22 protein-coding genes and 1 pseudogene are annotated in these 18,118 nt (G+C 43.4%); 1 reads left to right on the plus strand and 22 read right to left on the minus strand.

The genetic code is table 11. The annotated features are described in order from the left end of the window. Window positions 1-4 precede the first annotated feature (4 nt). From PAV_RS27585 to PAV_RS34990, 16 genes are all read right to left on the minus strand, one after another. A complete protein-coding gene (locus tag PAV_RS27585; RefSeq protein WP_005551528.1) occupies window positions 5-1,762 on the minus strand; it encodes a hypothetical protein in 1,758 nt (585 codons plus the stop codon). Between the two features lie 176 nt (window positions 1,763-1,938). Next, complete coding sequence (locus PAV_RS32825; protein ID WP_005551530.1) at window positions 1,939-2,349, minus strand: phage tail assembly chaperone; 411 nt, start codon at window positions 2,347-2,349, stop codon at window positions 1,939-1,941. Between the two features lie 12 nt (window positions 2,350-2,361). After that, window positions 2,362-2,793 (minus strand): phage tail tube protein, encoded by a 432-nt coding sequence (locus PAV_RS27595; RefSeq protein ID WP_005551531.1) that lies wholly within the window; start codon window positions 2,791-2,793, stop codon window positions 2,362-2,364. 13 nt (window positions 2,794-2,806) lie between these two features. Then, a complete protein-coding gene (locus PAV_RS27600) occupies window positions 2,807-3,862 on the minus strand; it encodes a phage tail sheath subtilisin-like domain-containing protein (RefSeq protein ID WP_005551532.1) in 1,056 nt (351 codons plus the stop codon). Between the two features lie 2 nt (window positions 3,863-3,864). Beyond that, complete coding sequence (locus PAV_RS27605; protein WP_005551533.1) at window positions 3,865-4,299, minus strand: phage tail terminator family protein; 435 nt, start codon at window positions 4,297-4,299, stop codon at window positions 3,865-3,867. Next, complete coding sequence (locus PAV_RS27610) at window positions 4,292-4,693, minus strand: HK97 gp10 family phage protein (protein ID WP_005551534.1); 402 nt, start codon at window positions 4,691-4,693, stop codon at window positions 4,292-4,294. The genes PAV_RS27605 and PAV_RS27610 overlap by 8 nt, the downstream gene beginning before the upstream one ends. After that, window positions 4,693-5,040: a hypothetical protein gene (locus tag PAV_RS27615; protein WP_005551535.1), complete on the minus strand. Its 348-nt coding sequence runs from the start codon at window positions 5,038-5,040 to the stop codon at window positions 4,693-4,695. The genes PAV_RS27610 and PAV_RS27615 overlap by 1 nt, the downstream gene beginning before the upstream one ends. After that, on the minus strand, window positions 5,037-5,405 hold the full coding sequence (locus tag PAV_RS27620) for a hypothetical protein (protein ID WP_005551537.1): 369 nt from the start codon (window positions 5,403-5,405) through the stop codon (window positions 5,037-5,039). The genes PAV_RS27615 and PAV_RS27620 overlap by 4 nt, the downstream gene beginning before the upstream one ends. 100 nt (window positions 5,406-5,505) lie before the next feature. Then, entirely contained in the window at window positions 5,506-6,333 is an 828-nt protein-coding gene (locus PAV_RS27625; RefSeq protein ID WP_005551545.1) for a major capsid protein, read from the minus strand. A gap of 25 nt (window positions 6,334-6,358) precedes the next feature. Then, window positions 6,359-6,928, minus strand: a complete 570-nt coding sequence (locus PAV_RS27630) for a DUF4355 domain-containing protein (RefSeq protein ID WP_005551546.1) — start codon at window positions 6,926-6,928, stop codon at window positions 6,359-6,361. A gap of 80 nt (window positions 6,929-7,008) precedes the next feature. Further along, window positions 7,009-8,010, minus strand: coding sequence for a minor capsid protein (locus tag PAV_RS27635; RefSeq protein WP_005551547.1), 1,002 nt, complete (start codon window positions 8,008-8,010; stop codon window positions 7,009-7,011). Continuing rightward, entirely contained in the window at window positions 8,007-9,338 is a 1,332-nt protein-coding gene (locus PAV_RS27640) for a phage portal protein (RefSeq protein WP_005551548.1), read from the minus strand. The genes PAV_RS27635 and PAV_RS27640 overlap by 4 nt, the downstream gene beginning before the upstream one ends. 70 nt (window positions 9,339-9,408) lie before the next feature. Continuing rightward, complete coding sequence (locus PAV_RS27645; RefSeq protein WP_005551550.1) at window positions 9,409-10,107, minus strand: hypothetical protein; 699 nt, start codon at window positions 10,105-10,107, stop codon at window positions 9,409-9,411. 88 nt (window positions 10,108-10,195) lie between these two features. Continuing rightward, a complete protein-coding gene (locus tag PAV_RS27650) occupies window positions 10,196-11,461 on the minus strand; it encodes a PBSX family phage terminase large subunit (RefSeq protein WP_005551551.1) in 1,266 nt (421 codons plus the stop codon). Continuing rightward, on the minus strand, window positions 11,461-11,955 hold the full coding sequence (locus PAV_RS27655; RefSeq protein WP_005551552.1) for a terminase small subunit: 495 nt from the start codon (window positions 11,953-11,955) through the stop codon (window positions 11,461-11,463). The genes PAV_RS27650 and PAV_RS27655 overlap by 1 nt, the downstream gene beginning before the upstream one ends. Window positions 11,956-11,999: 44 nt before the next feature. Next, window positions 12,000-12,167 carry a hypothetical protein gene (locus tag PAV_RS34990; RefSeq protein ID WP_005551553.1) on the minus strand — a complete coding sequence of 56 codons (168 nt, stop codon included), beginning with the start codon at window positions 12,165-12,167 and terminating at the stop codon, window positions 12,000-12,002. A 600-nt stretch (window positions 12,168-12,767) separates the two neighbouring features. On the opposite strand from PAV_RS34990, the gene PAV_RS27660 reads away from it, so the two are divergent. Beyond that, on the plus strand, window positions 12,768-14,381 hold the full coding sequence (locus tag PAV_RS27660; RefSeq protein ID WP_005551555.1) for a recombinase family protein: 1,614 nt from the start codon (window positions 12,768-12,770) through the stop codon (window positions 14,379-14,381). Window positions 14,382-14,390: 9 nt separating this feature from the next. On the opposite strand, the pseudogene PAV_RS27665 reads toward PAV_RS27660, so the two are convergent. From PAV_RS27665 to PAV_RS27690, 6 genes and pseudogenes are all read right to left on the minus strand, one after another. Beyond that, a pseudogene (locus tag PAV_RS27665) lies at window positions 14,391-14,858 on the minus strand (protein prkA); the annotation flags it as partial. A gap of 42 nt (window positions 14,859-14,900) precedes the next feature. Further along, window positions 14,901-15,146, minus strand: coding sequence for a hypothetical protein (locus PAV_RS27670; protein WP_005551557.1), 246 nt, complete (start codon window positions 15,144-15,146; stop codon window positions 14,901-14,903). A 264-nt stretch (window positions 15,147-15,410) separates the two neighbouring features. Beyond that, window positions 15,411-16,247, minus strand: coding sequence for a LytTR family transcriptional regulator DNA-binding domain-containing protein (locus PAV_RS27675; RefSeq protein WP_005551558.1), 837 nt, complete (start codon window positions 16,245-16,247; stop codon window positions 15,411-15,413). Beyond that, complete coding sequence (locus PAV_RS27680; RefSeq protein ID WP_005551559.1) at window positions 16,228-16,773, minus strand: accessory gene regulator ArgB-like protein; 546 nt, start codon at window positions 16,771-16,773, stop codon at window positions 16,228-16,230. The genes PAV_RS27675 and PAV_RS27680 overlap by 20 nt, the downstream gene beginning before the upstream one ends. Beyond that, window positions 16,724-17,437, minus strand: coding sequence for a hypothetical protein (locus PAV_RS27685; RefSeq protein WP_005551560.1), 714 nt, complete (start codon window positions 17,435-17,437; stop codon window positions 16,724-16,726). The genes PAV_RS27680 and PAV_RS27685 overlap by 50 nt, the downstream gene beginning before the upstream one ends. Before the next feature lie 102 nt (window positions 17,438-17,539). After that, window positions 17,540-17,938, minus strand: coding sequence for a recombinase family protein (locus tag PAV_RS27690; protein ID WP_005551562.1), 399 nt, complete (start codon window positions 17,936-17,938; stop codon window positions 17,540-17,542). Window positions 17,939-18,118 lie beyond the last annotated feature (180 nt).

Raw genomic sequence — 18,118 nt, forward strand, 5'->3', positions numbered from 1 at the left:
AGAATCACCCTCCTGCTGCCGTGATAGCCATTTTGTATTGCCGCACAAATTCAGCAGCCACCTTTTGTATGTCTGCTTCTTCACGGACAGTCATGCTCTGAATATTGATGATAGGCATGTCGTTTGCTGATCGGGACTTTTCAGCATTGACTTCCCTTTTCGTTCTTACTTCTTCCCCTTCATGCAACATAGCAGGCATGTCCCTTGGAATACGGCGGGAACCAACTGCGAAGCCGAAAAAGTCCTTTGTTTTGTCCCAAAGTGACGGACTTCGATATTCGGATATGTCTTTCATTTCGGATGTCGGCTTGATCATCGGCGTATTGCTACCGTTTGCTGCTGCGTGTGCTTGTAGTTTATCTGAGAAGTTAGCTGCGTTTTTAAACTCGGCTCCATCTGTTCCCAACAAACCTTGCAACGGGCCACCTATAGCACCCTTAAGACCATCTAGCGCCCCCATTGCCAAGCCTTTGCCGATTCCAGTACCGATGGATATGATTGCTGGCATGTTGTCCTCTATGCCCTGCACAACGACCTTGATCATGCCACTAACCATGTTCTGGATCGTCTCTGACCCACCATTCGAGAGCCAATTGGAGAAACTGTCTCGGATTGAAGTCAATACAAAGTAGAACTTTTCCCCCATTGTCGGTAAGTTTGCAAATGCAGGATTATTTATAATTCCGTCAATCCACTTGCCAGCACCGCTTGCAAGCTCTGTGAATGCTTCGGACATGCCTGTCAACATCTGTTGACCAAATTTCACGTAAGGCGCCATGCGTTCATCTGTTAATGCATCTTGAAAACCTTGTAACCACGGTCTAATAACCTTATCAACCGCTGGCTTACCCATGATTTTGAAAGACTTGCCCAAGGTTTCGTCAATTTGATTCATCAAGCCTCGGGACGTGCCAGCAACAAGGTCAACCGTTTCGCGCGTGATACCCTTAGACTCAAGCAGCTTGATCATTCCGTCGAGCTTCTTTTGCATTGGTAAATCTTTAATTCGGTTTAAATCCTTTTTCCCAAAGTCAAAGCGGTCAGCCATAGAAACAGCGTCACCGCTAAGCAATTCACGCATACTAAAAACCGCGCCTTCAACACCTTGGAATGGATTTTTTGCAATCAATCGTTCTGTGATATCCCACATCTGCGCTAGTTGTTTCATATCTCTAGTTTCAGCAAGATAGGATGACGAACCCTGTATCATCTCTTGGCTGTTGAGTACGGGCGATGTCAATGCATAAGTTTCAGCCCAATTCATGTATGTGTCGGCCTGTTTCTTGTTCTTCATGCCGAACGTACCATAAATCATGGCTTGTGCCTGTTCAAAGTCCATGTAGCTGCCGATTGTCTTATCATATCCAACCTTCATGGCTGCGCCAGTGGCAAGACCTATCAATGCCGTTTGCAAGGAGAATACCTTGCTTGTAATGGAGCCAATGCCAGAACCAACCTTGTCCACATGCTTGCGAACGCTTGAGAATGCCGTAGAAGCTCTGGAACCCATGCGAGACACGGCGGCACTAGCGCGTTCAACCTTGCTTTGCAGCTTGCCGAAACTACCGCCAACCCTCGATACGCTCTTATCCAACGATGAAACAGTGCTGCTTGTTCGGGATATCTGCCCCTGCATGTTCTTCAACTTGCCATTTGAGCCAGCAACGGAACCGCTTAGTTTGTCGGCGGCTTTTGCCATCAATTTAAGAGTATTTAAGGCTTTTGCATCTATCTCGAAGGTGGTTGAAGCGACTTTTGCCATTCTTTATACCCCCATAAGAGGACAGCCAGCAGGGTTCTTGCTCTCGTCCTCCAATTCCATCTCATAGAATGCGTAAAGAGTGATCAATTCACCTTCTCCCATGGACTGGAAGTAGGAAGGTGGATGCCCTCTCTTCTTCCAATTCCAATATAAAAAGTTTGAATGGTAATCACTCTTTACGGCTTTTTTACTTCCTCAATCGCTTCCACGCCGTAACCTGTCAACATGCCGATTTCTGCATATAGCGCCTCTTGCTCTCCGATGTTCAGAAGGGCGTTGAGGACTTCGTGCGGAGTCACTGCGCCGTAATGCTTCAGCAACTGCTCATCGCGCAAATTCGGCTCCACAATGCCTGTCAGCAGCATCTCTGCCTGAACCTTGTCAAAGTCAACCTCAACTTCCTTCGTCTCAGGATTCAAGCGTTTATTCATTTCACGTAGCTCTCGCATTCGTTCCGGTGAAATACCGGACACTTTGAATTCAACAACCTTTCCAGCGACTTGCGACAAGCGGTTGATTTTAACCATTTTCGTAGGTAGTTCCAATTGGCTTTTATCCAATTCGAGCAAAGTATTAATGATAGACATTGTGAGTCCTCCTTAGTTAATCAGATCAATAAATTCGTAATCGTCGAACGTAAATGGCGCTTCGACTTGTTGGAGCTTGTTTGCTTCCCAATCGATAAGTGTTACGTCATCAAAAGAGCAGTTATGCAACGCAATGCGTTCTGCACCTCGTGCGGATGGGTCAGCAAGCTTGGAAATGATCGTAAACACAATATCCTTGCCATCCTTGATGCTTTGACCAACTTCACGCATTAAACGGGAATTGATTTTGTTGTAACGGACTGTGCCTGTGCCATCCCAACCCATGCTTTTCTTACCACGACCGTTACGAGTTCCGCACATCGGAACATCTTCTTTAATCGCGTTTACTTTCGCTTGCAAACCGTAGACCTCGGCGAATTTCTCGCCATTGATCCACACTTCACCATGCGTACCGCTTATAACTTCATTTGCTTTGTAAGACATCTATTTCCCTCCCTTAGACTCCAATAGTGATTTCGATATCTTCCATCGCGTCCAAAGGGCGAAGCTTGCCACGCAGGAACACTTTGGAGCGTGTATTTGCTTCCTTCAATTGCTGTTCTGTCATCTTGGAAGTGTCAACGCCGATACCCTCCAAGAAATTTCGCTGCTTGTCCAAGTCGATGCCGATTTCACTACCTTTATCAAGTAATGCGTCGGTTTCCAGACCAGCGTTGTATGCTTTGATTGCCATGATAAGCAACACTTTGTTGTCGTAGCTGTTTGGATATTTACCAATGTAATTATCCTCAAGCGTGCGGCGAATGTCGGAATACCACATGTCCAGAATCTCGACAACCTTGATTTTTTTGAAATCCTCACCCTTGTCCTTTGTGACTGTAACTAAACTGTTAACGCCGCGACCAACTTTGACCTTTTCACCATCATGGAAAAGTACGAATTCGCCCTTGTCGATTGCTTGATCCAACTCTTGTTTCGGCATAGCTTTGACGCTCTCGACTTCCATAAGCGGCTGGTATGTAACGGATACGGAAGGATTAGTGCCAGCAATGATACCAGCGATACGAGAACAATATTCAGCAGTCGTATAAGTCACATTGCCAACCTTGATATCCTCGGTTGTAAAGTTAATTACGCCCTCATGGTCGGCTGCGTGGTTTGGCAGGACAGTTTTCACCATCTTACCTTCCTTGCGTTCGCTCTTGATCCACGTAGCGACTTTAACCTTTTCATCCTCGGCAATCTCTGGGTAAACAAGGTAATCGAAGCGGATTTTTTCAAGCTCGGTCAACACATCGTTAATAGCTGCATCACGCTTCACGATAACCAAATAGATTTTTGAAGGCGTAGACTCTGCGCCCATGAACGCTAGCTCTATTTGCTTCGTATTCACATCAGACAAGCCACTAGGAGCGTCAGTGGGTTTATACAGTGTAAATGTTCCATTGTGGTTATCTTCCTTTAAAACAATGGCTAGAGCGCCCCTAGCACCGCGCATGAACGCAGATGCGCCAAGTCCTTGGAACATGATGTTAATCTTGGGAAGCCCCATGTTTATCCCTCCTTAATTTCCACATCATCAATGTAGATTTCGCGCATTGGCTCGTATTCGCCCGCGCTTCTATCGCCGTAAATGGCTACAATGTTCGTGTTAAGTGTCATGTGCAACACATCATCCACGATTTCTGTATCAACACTCTCGATGTTGATCGTCAATTCATCACTTTCAACCGTCTGGAAGTGGTATTGCAGCAGCTCACACACTTTGTACATATCGTCATAACTGTCATCCAGCGGATAATAGGAGACTAACACCTGTGGAGTGGAAGTCATCATGACAGGCGTAAGCCATTGTGAACGGCTCGGAAACACTCGGACAAGGAAGCAGTCTCTTTCGAAGCCTTGCTCCATGTTCTCCGTGTAAATATCGCTGTCTGGGTGCAGCATATCCAACTTGTTAATGACAGCCTGTTCAAGTTGTCTAATCAAACTTGCCCGCCTCCTTCCATTTCGACCGCATGAATGTAAGCCAATGTTTCGGCAAGTCGTTTTCCGTCTCCTTGACACTCGTTTGCATCATGAATCGACCTTTGACGCGCCCTTTTGTCTTACCGTTGATCCGTAAGCGGTGACCGTACTCAACGTAGAGTGCATATTCAGTGTTATTGAACATGGTAATGCGCCACTTGTCACCAGAACGATAGACCTTACTCAAGCGCCACCCGTTTATCAACAGACCCATGTCTACTGGTGTGCGTTTCTTCGTCTTGGCAAGCGCCCTATTTCCCTGTTGAGCTACGAAAGTCGGCATGTCAGACTCTACAAGCTGAATCATTCGGTGCATCTGCTGCGCGTACTCTTCACAACCGTTATGGAATGTCATTACGCTTCACCTTCTGCCGATAACGGCACTTGTTGGTGACTCGGATACTTGAATGGTACGGCTGCCAGCATAACGAACGTCTGGCCTTCATGACGAATCGTTATTTCGTCGCCTTCTTCAATGTTGAATGAAGGATTCATGTACAAAGTGTATCGCTGCACTGTTGTGAAGCGTGCGCCATCTTGCGTCAACGACGTCTGAACATTGCTACAACTCAACGCACATCGTAAACCGTTGTATACAGCCTCTCGACGTGTCTCTGTTCGCCCGTTAACTTTGGTTTTGACTACACGGAAAACGTCGCAGGAATCAAAATACGTGCTTTCAATGGCTTGCATCTCGTTCATACCGTCCTCACTCTCCGATAACGGTTGAGCTGCCCACGATAGTCCGTCAGGATGTCAGCTTGCTTCATACTGCCTCCGACCTCTTTGGCTCCTACGTCGTACTCAACGGAGTAATCCCCCCGCGTAATTTTTTTGACAGCGCCAGAACCTTGTATGACGGTTGAACCTCCGGACATCATTGCTTGTGTTACCATTTCCGCTATGATTTCGTACAAGGCCAGTGTAACCGTTGTGTGATTGATATAGTTAAGTACCTTTCGTGTGACAAATCGAATTTGCAGCTTAATGATCGTGTCTTTGTCGTCTTGGAATTGCCCAAGCTCCTTGACCATGCCCAATATCGTATTTACATACTGTTCATCCATACTTCACCACCAAACGAGAAAAGGCGACTAATCAGCCGCCTTACTTCTCCGTGTTCTCTTCTGCTTAACTTCTGGTTGGGCGGCAAAGAAAGCCGCTATCTTAGGGAGTAACTGGCGTTTTGCGAACGGAGGCGTAAACCGCATCTTTCTTTTGATCCAGAACGAAAGCATCAAAGTAAACGCGACCTTCTACAAGTGAACCACTGATTCCTGGAGGGTCTTGGTGAATACGGTAGTCAGCCAATTTAATTGGTGCAACCGTTGCAGATGCGTGAGTGACGATGAAATTTGTATTTGCACCCAGACGAGCTTTAGGAACCTTTACAACAGGCATACCGTCCAGTTCTGCTACTTGTCCCTTGAAAATGATGCGGTCTTGAGCCAAGTCGCCAGCTTTCACGTAACCGTCGCACAGTTTCAGTAGCTTGATAGCTTCCGGTGTGGCAAAGATTACACGATTTTCTGGAACTTCAGCATCGTCCAGAACCTCAGTTGCCGTTACAACCGCTTCGTAAATATTTGTTTTAGTCAAGTCTTCTTCTACCTTTTTTCCAGCTTTTTCAACCATTTGTCCGAATCGGTACGTATCAACAGTTGGTACGACACGCTCACGAATTTGGCGTCCAAGCGCCTCGGCAGCCTTGATCATTGTCTCGTTCTCGTTCATCTTGTCAATTGTGAAGCTGAATGACTTGTCTTGCGTCAACGTCATTTCTTGAAGTTGATTCTCAAGCTCTTTGGCTTGACCAAAACGGTTCGTTCCCTCGCGCTTGTAGTCGCCCATAGGAACAGTGTCAACCGCTGTCACTTTGATCGTCTTAGCACCCTCCCAAGAATAGTCATGGTTAACACCAGCATTGGAAAGAGTCTCTTTCTTGAAACGCTCGTCCACCTTGTCCGTGAATTTTTCCGTCAATGTAATTGCCATGTATAAACATCCCCTTTAAGTGTGATTAAAAAGAAAAGCCGCGGTCGAATGCCGCAGCCATTGGATCAATCTCTGTATTCGTTTGTGTCGTCGGCTTCGTCGGCGTGCTGCCGTCAATTCGCTTCGCAACTTCTGCCGCTAGAGTAGCATCCCATGTCGCCTTGAATGACTTAATGTTGTCAACAGTTGCATCTTCATCAGCGCCACGGACGAACGTTGCAAACTCTTGCGGAATGCCATATGTGCGCAAGCTTTGTTGTGCATAGCGTTCCATCTTTGCGAGTTGTGCTTCACGCTTGTACTGCTCCATTTCAGCTTGAAGACTCTTGAATTCTTCACGCTCGCGTTCTTCCTTGGACATGTTTTTCAAACGGAATTCTTTTTCCAAGTCGGCACGCACTTTTTCCTGTTGTCGACGCAATCGGTCACTGATAATGCGATCCATTTCCTCCTGTGAGAAGAACTTTTGACCGTCCTTGGTTTGTTGCTGTTGCTCATCGGTTTGCTGCTGGTCGTCGGTCTGCTTGTCCTCTGTGTCCTCTGCGAACAATTGAATATTCAACTTGTACTTGTATGGAAAATGTGTTTTCAACATCGTTATTCCTCCCGTAAGCCCGTCGGCTGTATTATGAAGCAACCCATGCGTTACCGACAGTTTTACGCCATGTCTTAGGGCTAGGCCGCTAGGAATTGCTTTTCGTATTCTTTATAAGTAATGTTGTCAACCATGATCGGATCACCGTTACTATCACGAGCAAACCGTTCCCCGTCTTCGTCTTCAAAGTAAGGAATGGTTGTCGTGCGGCAATACGGATGGAACGGCGGGGAATTCACGCCTACAACCTTTTTGTTAAGCGGATATACCTTTCCATCCTGTTCCCTGCAAATAGGGCTTGTACGGCTGTCTAGTGTCGCTAGAACCTGATACCGATCAATGCCAGCCTCCTTGTAGCTGTCAATACTGGCTTGATTGTGAAAGTAGTTCGATTCCGTGCGGACAAGCCGCATAGTTTCCCTCTTGCCAGACTGTAAACGCGCTGCCATATCTGCCGTGATCTTGTCGATGCTGCGCCCCGTAATGATTCCTTGTGTAAAATCACGCTTCAATGCGGTCATGAGCTGGCGGTTGTTTGTCCATATCCGGTTGCTGAAGGTGTCACCGCTCCAAGGGTAACCTACCACTTTGTTAATCAGCGCCTTATCCAGCTTGTACACAGGCGTTTCAATGCCCATGCGCTTAAATGCAAACTTGTTTTGTACAAGATCACGAACATAGCCATCTGCAATATGTGCCTTAAAACGTTGATTCGTATTCATTGACAACTCAATAAGCGCTTTGTCTATCTCGAAGTGTATAGCTGCCAGACGCGTCACCTTTGCTGTATCGAGATAGGTTACAACCTCTTTCCCTGCTTGCTCTGCAAGCTCGCTTTCCAAGGCTTCTAGGCGCTTGTAATAAGCGTCTGCGTCCGTCTGGAACAATACACCGTCCAACTTGCTCAGATGCTTCGAAAGCTCCCTAAATGAGAGCTTAAAACGTGCTGCGTAGTCGTTCATTTCCTTGCGAATTTCGGACAATGTACGGCGATATAGCTTGTCTAGCTCTTTTTCTAGCTCTAACGTGTCGTCATACCACTGTTTTTCCATTTCCGCGGCGCGTTTTTCCCAATAGCTCACGCAGCATCATCCTTGCTGTCGTCTTCTTGTTCGTCTTGCCTTCCAAGGTCACTATATGGATCGTCGAAACGCTCGGAGCGTTCTTTTTCTAGCATGTTTACGGCTTGCTTGACATCAGTAATGAACGGCAACAACGAAAGCAGAATTTCAAGTGGAACCTTACCGTCTAACTTCTCGATTACGTCAGCCATTTCCACTAGATTTGCTGGAAGGTTGGCATTGAATTGCATCTTAACCTTGGTGAAGTCGAAAACAGCGCTGTTCATCATCTTCATGTATGAATGAACAATTTCCAAGCGACGCCATAGCCCCTTGCGGAATTGACGTTCCTTTTGCCCTCGTAGCTGCTCCAATGCCAGAAGCTTGTACTTGATAGCAACACCGGACAAGTTACCAGCGAATTTCTCGTCTGACATATCCGGTACAAAGCTGAATTTATGGATGTCGGTCTGTATGCGCGTCTTGATCCCATCCGAATAGGAAGAATCGACGTTCTTGATCAACCACTTTGCGTCACCATCTCCCTCAAGAAGCAAAACCTTGTCTTTGCGCATTCTGTTGATATCTTCCGATTCAGTACCGGACATATTTATGAGCGCTAGAAAGGCGTCTGTAAAGTCAGACAGATCATCTACGCTATTTGAAGCAGCTTTGTTGTATGCGTCCATGAGGGAAATGCAGTCCTCATAATCGCCAAGGCCGAAACGGTTGTTCATGTATTCGTTGACTGGCACGCCACCAATGAAATGCTGCTTCTTTTCCTTCAACACATAATCAAAGCCCTTGTAATCAGCGTTCATGGTTGATGTATACGTTGCAACCTCTTTGTCATCGTAAATATCCATGCGCAATTCAATCTTGTCCTGTTCTGTCTTCCTGTCACTGAACACGATAGCTGACGTTATCCGCTCTTTCATGCTGCCGTCCTTTACGATTATCACGGTTCGCGGGTCTAAGTCCTTGAATCGCAATTCTTTGTTCTCGTCGATGTAGAATAGCTCGTATGACCGCCCGTAAATGGAGCAATTCAGCGCAAGATCATAGTCCACGGCCTCCGCGTCTGACTCTTCCAGAATGTCAGTCGCTGCGTCGAAGGCATCGCCGTCACATGTATAGGCCACGGGCGATCCCATAAAAAAACCCGTCGCAACCGTTGAGATGTAACGCGCGAAGTTGTTCACCACTCGGTGAGTCTCGCGGTTCTCTCGGTCTTGACGGGCTAATATTGCGTGCTTGCCGACGTAATAGTCATATAGCTTCTGTAACCGTGGTTGTTCATCTCGCTTGAACGCTTGCCACAGCTTATGCGCTTGTTCATATGTGAGCATGGTTCACCTCCTGTAACAAAAAAGAGGACATCCCCTTTTCTATACTTCTGGGATAGTCCTCAAAATATACTCATGAAATGTAGTTTACGATAACGCCTAGTATGACTGGGATTGCTATAGATCCAAAAACGAAGTATCTAACTTTTTCTAGAACCTTGTTCCTTGCAATCCCTTCACCAACGTCATATAGTGCAACTGGAAATGTTTTGTTTTTAATCCATTCTAGTAGCACAGTGAATAGAAACAACCCTGTTAATGCCAAATACGTTAAACTACTGTTATCACTGCTTGCATCCGTACTCGTTTTAATACCAAAAAATGCTACGTACGCTAACATAGCAAAGAAAGAAATCACCATCGCTATGATATACAATAACGTAAAATCAATAAATCGAATTCTACTGTACCACAATTTAAAAGAACGAACCTCGTCTTCTATTTTTTGACTGTAATAGATTACGTCTTTATCTTCACCTCTTACAGTAATAGTAATCGGACGGTTTTGGTTTCTGGTAAATTCAACTTCTATTCTAACATCCCTCGAATCCCAAGCAGTCTCGATATTCATTTGTATTATCTCTCGATTTTTGGGATTAGTATATTCAAAAAGTTCTGATAAGTTTGAGAATCTCCGAGTCGAACTATCGGCGCAATAAATAGAGTATTCAAGTTCAGGGCTAGCTTGTAACATTATTTTTTCAATTCTTTTCATTCTTGCCTCATCCATTTTATAGGCAACTTTTATCATTGTATGCTTGCTGGTTTTCATAAAAATACTTACCTCACTTTTTGGCAGATATATCTATTCATATGAATAAATATATCACCAAAAGGTGTTATTTGTAAGGAAAGAATTACTATAACCCCAATGCTCCAGCCGACAATGTCCGCAACCGTTTAGACTTCTGTACAGCCTCCATTGCATAGCGCATGGCGTCCATCAGATGGTTGAACTCGTCTATAGGCTTGTTCAGCGTGTTGCCGTCCCTGTCCTTGCTCCACGTATAGTTGTTGATTTCCGTAATGAAATTGACGCAACGCGGATCAATGACAATCTCGAAGTCCTGTATGAACTGGATGCCGTGCATAATGCTGTCTTTGCCCTTGGCTGCTGGCTTAATACGCTGCAATCCTTGGCGGTGTAACGAATCAATACTTTTGGGTTCGGCACTATCGGCAACGATTGGGCTGCGACCATATCCCATGCGCTCTAAACGTTCATATATGGCCTTGTTTGACATGCCACGCTCATACATTTCATCTAAGATGAAAAGCCGCTGATTCGGCACGTCTACAGCAATAGAAAGGAATGCGGTCGGGTCATGCGTATAACCGAAGTCAAGGCCGTTCGTTACTGCCGTAGCGCGTTTGAGAACTTCCAGACGGTCGAATTCTGCCACTCTAAAGCGATCATATACCAAACCATCGGCAACGCCCCAATCACCGTCACAAACGATCCTAGCCCGTCGCGGATTAGTCCGGTATAAGCTTTCATAACGGGCACGGTCACCGTCGTCCAACCATTCGTTACAACGGAATGTTGTAGTAATGGCGAATGTGTCATGCTCTCTTGTCTTTTCATCGAAGAATACGCGTTTCAACCAATGGCGCTCGCTCCACGGATTGAATGTGATCGTAATCTGCTTGAAATAATCAGGAGCTGGATAGCTACCCCGAATGGATTCCACAACAGTACGAAATTTTTCCTCGGATTCAATCTCGTAGGCTTCTTCAAACCAAGCCCAGCACAGGCTACCATTATCAACTGTAATAGAAGTGAGCTTCAAAGGGTCATCCAACCCACGGAAGATTATTTTCTGCCCTGTTGGAATGTATGTTAGCTCTGGAAGACTATCATTTGTACGCCACAGTGAAGCGACTCCTAGGCGGTTTATAGCCCATTTTAAATCTGTATACACCGATTGACGAAGGGTGTTAGAATAACGCCGTATAACGAGCAGATTCGCCCATGGATGCTTCATCATTCGGTATATCTGATTGACCGCTGTCGTCTTCGACTTTTTCGATCCACGTGAACCTTTTACAACACGATAGAATTGCCGATTGTGCCAGAAACGATTGTATCCATTGCCGATAATGTCAGGAATATGAATGGTGGTCATCAATCGTCAGCAGGAACGCTTTCCACGAATGTAGGCATTTTATGTGTAACGTCCACCTTCTCCGTCCACATTCTGTACCGTTTCCCAAGCAGCTCCAACGCCTTGATTTTATCGGCAAACCTCACTTCACGCTCAACACTGTATCCATCCTTGGAACCGGAAGTCTTCACCTTAACCGAAGCTATAGCCGCTCTGTCATCTTCCGTCGTGCTATCCTTTATTGAAGCATCATCCATATCGACCAAATCTGTAGGATCGACAAACGCTATTCGTGCAAGCTCCCTTATGATACGTTCCTGATTAACACCAGTACGTTTTGAATGCTCTGCCATGCGCTCGTCGATATACGCGCGAACCTTAACATTCGCTAACAATCTTGCACCTTGTTCTGTTGCCGTCTTGCTGCTGTATCCCGACCTTATCGCTGCTTGAGTGGCATTTAGGTCAATCAAATATTCGTCTGCAAATCGCTTCTGCTTGGCCGTCAATGCCATGCTGATCATCTCCTTTCTAATCATGACATATCGTTTAAATAGTGTTAACCGAATAAGAATATATAGAAGAATGATATAGACATAACATTGATTGCTACACCTACAAAGCTGGCTATTCTCTTTGGTGTCTCTTCTGCTAGAAGCATAATTTTAATGTTCATAATGACGTCCGCTATTGCCAATACGAATAATACCCACGCAATTACTGCCACCTATTAATCATCTCCTTTCTATAGTTAAAACCTATTTCTCATGAACAAAAAAAGAGAGACAAGTCAACGTTTAGTTAACCTATCTCTCTGGATTAGACGTTCTATTCTCTTGAAAATAAAAAGCCGCATTGTCATTTTGATAAAAATGACCTGCCGCCCCTCTTAGTATTAACAACCCATAAAAAACATACCGTTTCCATGATAGGAATGTCAATACATATGAGTATCATTGTACCAAATCTGTAACAAACAAGCGTAAAAAGAGGTGTTTTTCATATAAAATAGTACGAGTTTGCTATTTTAATATGTGTCTTAAATGTGACAGCGGAATCACAACATCTATCACGCACCTTACCACCGCGCCTATATTGTTTGGTGTGTGTGCGCTGCAAAGTGCGTCATGGATATCGTAATTCCTAACTTGCTGACAATATCATCTTACTACGGAACAATAGGTGAACGATAAACGAACAATAAACAAATAAGGAAAGAATATTGCAAGAAAAATTAATGATAGACTTTGTTGATCTATATTTTTGGTATGTGCTAAGATAGACAAATAAAACCAAACCAAAATTATTGGCGAAAGGAGAAATAACATTGAACTATCTAAATGGTGAAAAACTGTTGGAGTTAGGCGTTGAATGCATAATTAACTACCTACGTCGTTCACGAGCCGATGAAGAGTATGAGAAGAGAACGGGCGAAGACACGCTAAAAAACCAAGCTGACTTAATGGATCGAGTCCTCGCGCCATATGGCATCCCATACGTCCAAGAAACCGAAATAGGATCAGGGGATAAAATCAGTACACGCCCAGTATTCCAGCAAGTAATTGCAGACTTGCGTAGCCGTAAATATCAAGCTATTGCCGTAAAGGAAATCTCCCGTATGGGACGTGGTTCATACACAGATATGGGCACAATCTATGATCTAATCATTGAATTCAACATTTATATCATCACACCATACCGTGTATATGATCCGAGCAACCCTGCCGATCTGCGTCAAATACGATTTGACCTATTCATGTCTAGGGAAGAGTTCGAAACAACTAGAGAACGTTTGATGGGCGGTCGAATCACAGCAGCGCATGACGGTCGTTGGGTGGCTGGCAAAGCCCCTTATTGCTTTGTTCGTGATGAATCAACAGGGAAATTGGTCTTACATGAATCTGAATCGGCAGACATGCGACAAATATATATTTACTATGTATATGGCGTGCCTGACTTTAAAAATGGTGGGCTGCGTGATGTCTCTTACCGCGCTCTATCTACATTCTTGAAACGTCACACTAATATATTGACGCCAGAAGGAAACAAAGAATGGCAACCAGCAATGTTACGTCGTTTGATCACTCACCCAAGAAATGTTGGTATCCATGAATTCAAACCTAAAGGCCAAGACCCTATCATTTTCTATGGTCCAATGGTAGTTGAACAGGAATTATACGATAAGGCAATGGAAAAAGATCAGGCTTCCAGACACAAGCCACGTACAAAACTGGACTTCTCCCCTTGTGAACTCGCTGGCTTGATTATATGCGCCAAATGCGGTCGTCGTATGGTTCGTCAGTACAGTACGCAGATTTACAAGCATAAGGATGGTAAAGGCGAATCAAGATATGAAAAGGAATTTCTATGGTGTACTGAGCCTGGATGTACATTTTTGAAATATCGTTCGGTCGAATCGCAAATGTTGAAAGTCTTGGAGTTGTTGCAATCGTTAGATAACGAGAAGCTACGCCGTTACATTCAAAATAGTGTGAATAACGATGAAGGTGAACGACTGGAACGCGAACGTATAGGAATGTTGGAAGGCTTAATGGGACGTAGAGACAATTTGAAAAAGCGACTAGTCTTTATATTCGATAAATATGAAGAAGGTATGTACGATAACGAAACATTCTTAAATCGTAAAGCAGCAGTCGAAAAAGAACTAGAGGAAGTGGACGAGCTTGAAAAGATGTATCGCGGAGCTAAAATAGAGAAGAAGGAAGAGGTTGACGTTAAGCAAGTACAACGCAACATTACAACCGTCCTACGGGCGTATCATGCTACTGACAACAAGACGAGTAAGAACACCATATTGCGTGCGGTATTTGATCACGCCGTTGCGGAGATAATCGAAAAAGGAAGCGGAAGGAAGGAAGCTAAGTTTTCTTTGAAGCCTGTTCTGCGTGCTGATATCTTAGGGGAAATTCATTTGGGTTGATCATGTATTAATTGACTCGTCCGCCGAAATTAACGCAAATCTCCCCGCCTTAAAATTCCCCTCTTGTGTAAGTGACAGCAAATTCCATAGAAACTTCTCATCACACTTCAACATCTCCTGGAATTCCATCAGCCCACGATTCGCCTTGTTCAGTTCTCCATCGAACCGATATGCTCTCGGATCGGATTCGGAACCGTATTCCGTTATCGTGGAGAAGTCAATACTCCCGGTCAAATCCGCTATATCCTGCGACTTTGGATCTGATGGACTGAACGTTCCGATCCCGATCCGATTCTCCTCGGATACAATTACCCGCTCCACCAGCACTTGCTCGATGTCATTGTCATATTCCGTTTTCAATTTCAGTTGGCACGACGGGCAAAGATTCCCTTCAATGCGGACGCCCAGTTCACGCTCCACCTCAGATCGAAGCTCATTCGGTATCAAATGCAGCGGCTCTTCATGCATACCATAAGTAACCCATTTATATAAAGTTAAAAGAGCGGCATTAGGGACCGCTCACTCTCTACGCTCTAACTCTGTAGCCATGTTATAAGCGTACATGAAAACAAACTCAATCAATGGTGTTTTGTAATTATATATATTTTCAAGTTCTACAAGTTGGAGTGGTGTAGCTTTTCTATTTTTTCGGATTTCATCAATAATTCCGATAAATGCATCGTATTCATGTTTGAATTCGTCGTCACAGCGTTCAGCCAGCTTTTCGATCTCAGTTTGCAAAGTGTACTTCAAACATTTATCCATCCTCGTATTCCCCCTGAGCACTTTATGTACTTTTATGACATCATATTCATTCCAAGAATAGAATACCTGTTCTCACACTTAATATTTATAATAACTATTTGACAATATCCTGTAACTTGAAATCAATATGATAAAAGACTGTTAATGTATGAGTTGTATGTGTTTATAAGAAAATCATAACATAAGATGTTAGTTATATTTTGTCGAAATTTGCCAGATTGTTTTTTGTTAGGGGGGGGTCGATTTTTCTTGACATAAACTCACTCATATGTCTAACATTTTTCGATAATATTTGACTTTATATGCTGCCATTGTTGTAGTTATCTTGGAGTCAAAAAAACTAATAGTCCCATTATTATCTATCGATTCGATATTTTCGATATTTACGATTAATCCGGTGTCCATCTGTGCAAAATTCGGGAATACTTGTTTACAAGCTTTGAGTGTTAATCCTGTAATGTAGGCACCATATGCAGTATGGTATCTAGGTACTTGATAATCGCGCTTTGGTTCACAAATGTCAATGTACAATACATCACTTAAAGGTAACAAGCAATATCCTTTCTCAAGCGTCGATGATACCAATACTTTTTTGTTCTCAGGTTCGCCAGGATCTACTTCAAAATTAAGTTTATCCAGTCTTGTAGGTGATACCTTAGTCGATATTTTAGTACCTTCAAACTCGGCAAGCAACCCATATTTCTCATGATTTAACACTTGTTTAACTTTGCTCATGTCGGCTAGTGAACCTCTAGACAAGTAATCAAATGACCGCAATCCTCTATGGCATGCATCTAATGTCAACGCAATGGTAAAAGTGCCCTTCTTCGTCACAAAGAGGGGCACTTCATATTTTCGCTTTGGGGTCCATTTCTTTATAAATAGAATATCTTGCTCTTGGAACGAGTAATACTCTTTTTCATCCTCATCAATCGGCACCCCAAATATTTCATTATTTACTTCGTCCATCTTGATTTTCTTTTTTGTTTTTAGTGCACTAGGAAGTTCTGGAGATCCAAAGAAAGTTTTTTCAGCCGAGCTAGACTTAACTGCAGACTTTTTCAAATGGGTATAAATTAACTTAGACAATGTGTTTTTCATGCTTTCCCCTCCAAGGTAATATTGTAATTGCTTGTATTAAAAAGGCTACTGCAATTACCTCTGATTGGATAAAGTAATTGCATGTAACCACAGCCAGCGAAATCAACTTATTGTATGGGTCAATACTGGATGTATTTCGCTCAATAAAAATATTTGGAGCATAAAACATCATAATAATAAAAGCTATGGTTGTAATAGTCATCGTACTGGCTATATTCAATTCCACGAACGTAACTAAAATGAGTGGAACTAAAATAAACAATAGAACAGATACTAAAACACAAAGAGTTAGCGACTTAAAATGTGCACCACCAGAAAACTTTCTAAGCATGGATAGTGCAATCAGACAGACAATGCTTTCAAGCAGCACTCCAAAAACACATGCAGCAATAATTGTAAGAACTATAATCGAATAGTTAGCTAATCTTATCCCAATCTCGTAATTGAGAATTTCGACATCATCTTGCGTGCCATTCTCATTCGCCACGATTCTTTCTGCGAGTCGTAGTGAGAGCCTTTCTAACATCTTCGAAGTCACTCCTAGCTGAGAAATAGTAAGAGATGATAAAAGTAACTACACATAAAATCATAGATGCGATGTGATTTTTCGTTAACATAATCCAGAAAATAACCGTGATTGTTATTATGGAAATTAAAGCACTTATTAATGAAACCTTGTTCGAATACTCTGAAAAGTCGTCTCTGATCAAAAAGTCATGAGGCGGTTCAAGGATGAAAGAGAACCCATACCTTTTGACCTTGAATATTATCGCAATCAAGTAAGCGATCAATATTGAACCGACTTGAATTATGTAAATAGCTAAACCTTCAACTTGCTGAATAAGATCGTGTTGACCTGCTTTCAACATTAATAATATTGCGTAAAATATCATTTGAATTGATATGTATCCAGTTAAACCAGATCCAACAACAAAACTGCTCAAATGAAGCTTCATTCCCATAGCGTACCTGAAGAATAGCACATATATAATATACTGTAATGGCAAATCGAAAGCAGGTAACCCAAGCATCTCCCGCATGCCGAATGATACGAATGCAATGCATGCTGCTAGGCAAATAATACGAATAAAGAAAGTCCTTAATGGTAACCTGTATAATTTTGTTGTCAGTGCTACAACAGCAAGAGCATCAAACACACTAAGTATAATATATGAAATTGTGGAAAGCACAGACGCACCGCCTTAATTTAGTAATTGAAATTGTCACCTCGTATTCGTAATAAGTACATTATTACACAACATGCAGCAATTGTGCATAAGGAAAGCCCCGGATTATTCCGAGGCCCCTCTTTCTTTTACAAACCCATTAAGCGCGCTCATTACACCTAAAATAAATTCTGATTCACTAAGGCTCTTGTCTTCGCCAGCCGATACCACGTTATAATTTGCACCCTTGGCGAACTGGATGAACTCATGCATTGAAATTGAGTCCCGATGAAGCCTATCGCACGAGTTAACGATCAGTGTTTTCCCAGGGTTCTCTTTGATGTATTCCTTCATTTTTTCAAGTTCTGGTCGTTCATCATTCGCGCTTAACCCGTGATCTTTAAAAATTAATTCCAGCTTGTATCCATGCTTCTCAGCATACTCCTTACAGAGTTCCAATTGAACATTGATATCTTGTTCAGTAGTTGCTGTACGGCAGTAAACAATGGCGCTCTTTGTTTCCATTGGACAGGCCTCCCACTATTTGTCTTTCAATATCGAATCTAACTTACCTAAAAGTTCTGGAGCCTCTTTGCACACCAACTCCCGAATCCGCTGTATCTCCTCTAGAGCCTTTGGGTACCCATTAATACAGGTTGCATAATATTCTGCGACTTCAGGATAAAGGCCATAACCTGGCTCTCC

Source organism: Paenibacillus alvei DSM 29, assembly GCF_000293805.1.
Classification (GTDB): Bacteria; Bacillota; Bacilli; order Paenibacillales; family Paenibacillaceae; genus Paenibacillus_B; species Paenibacillus_B alvei.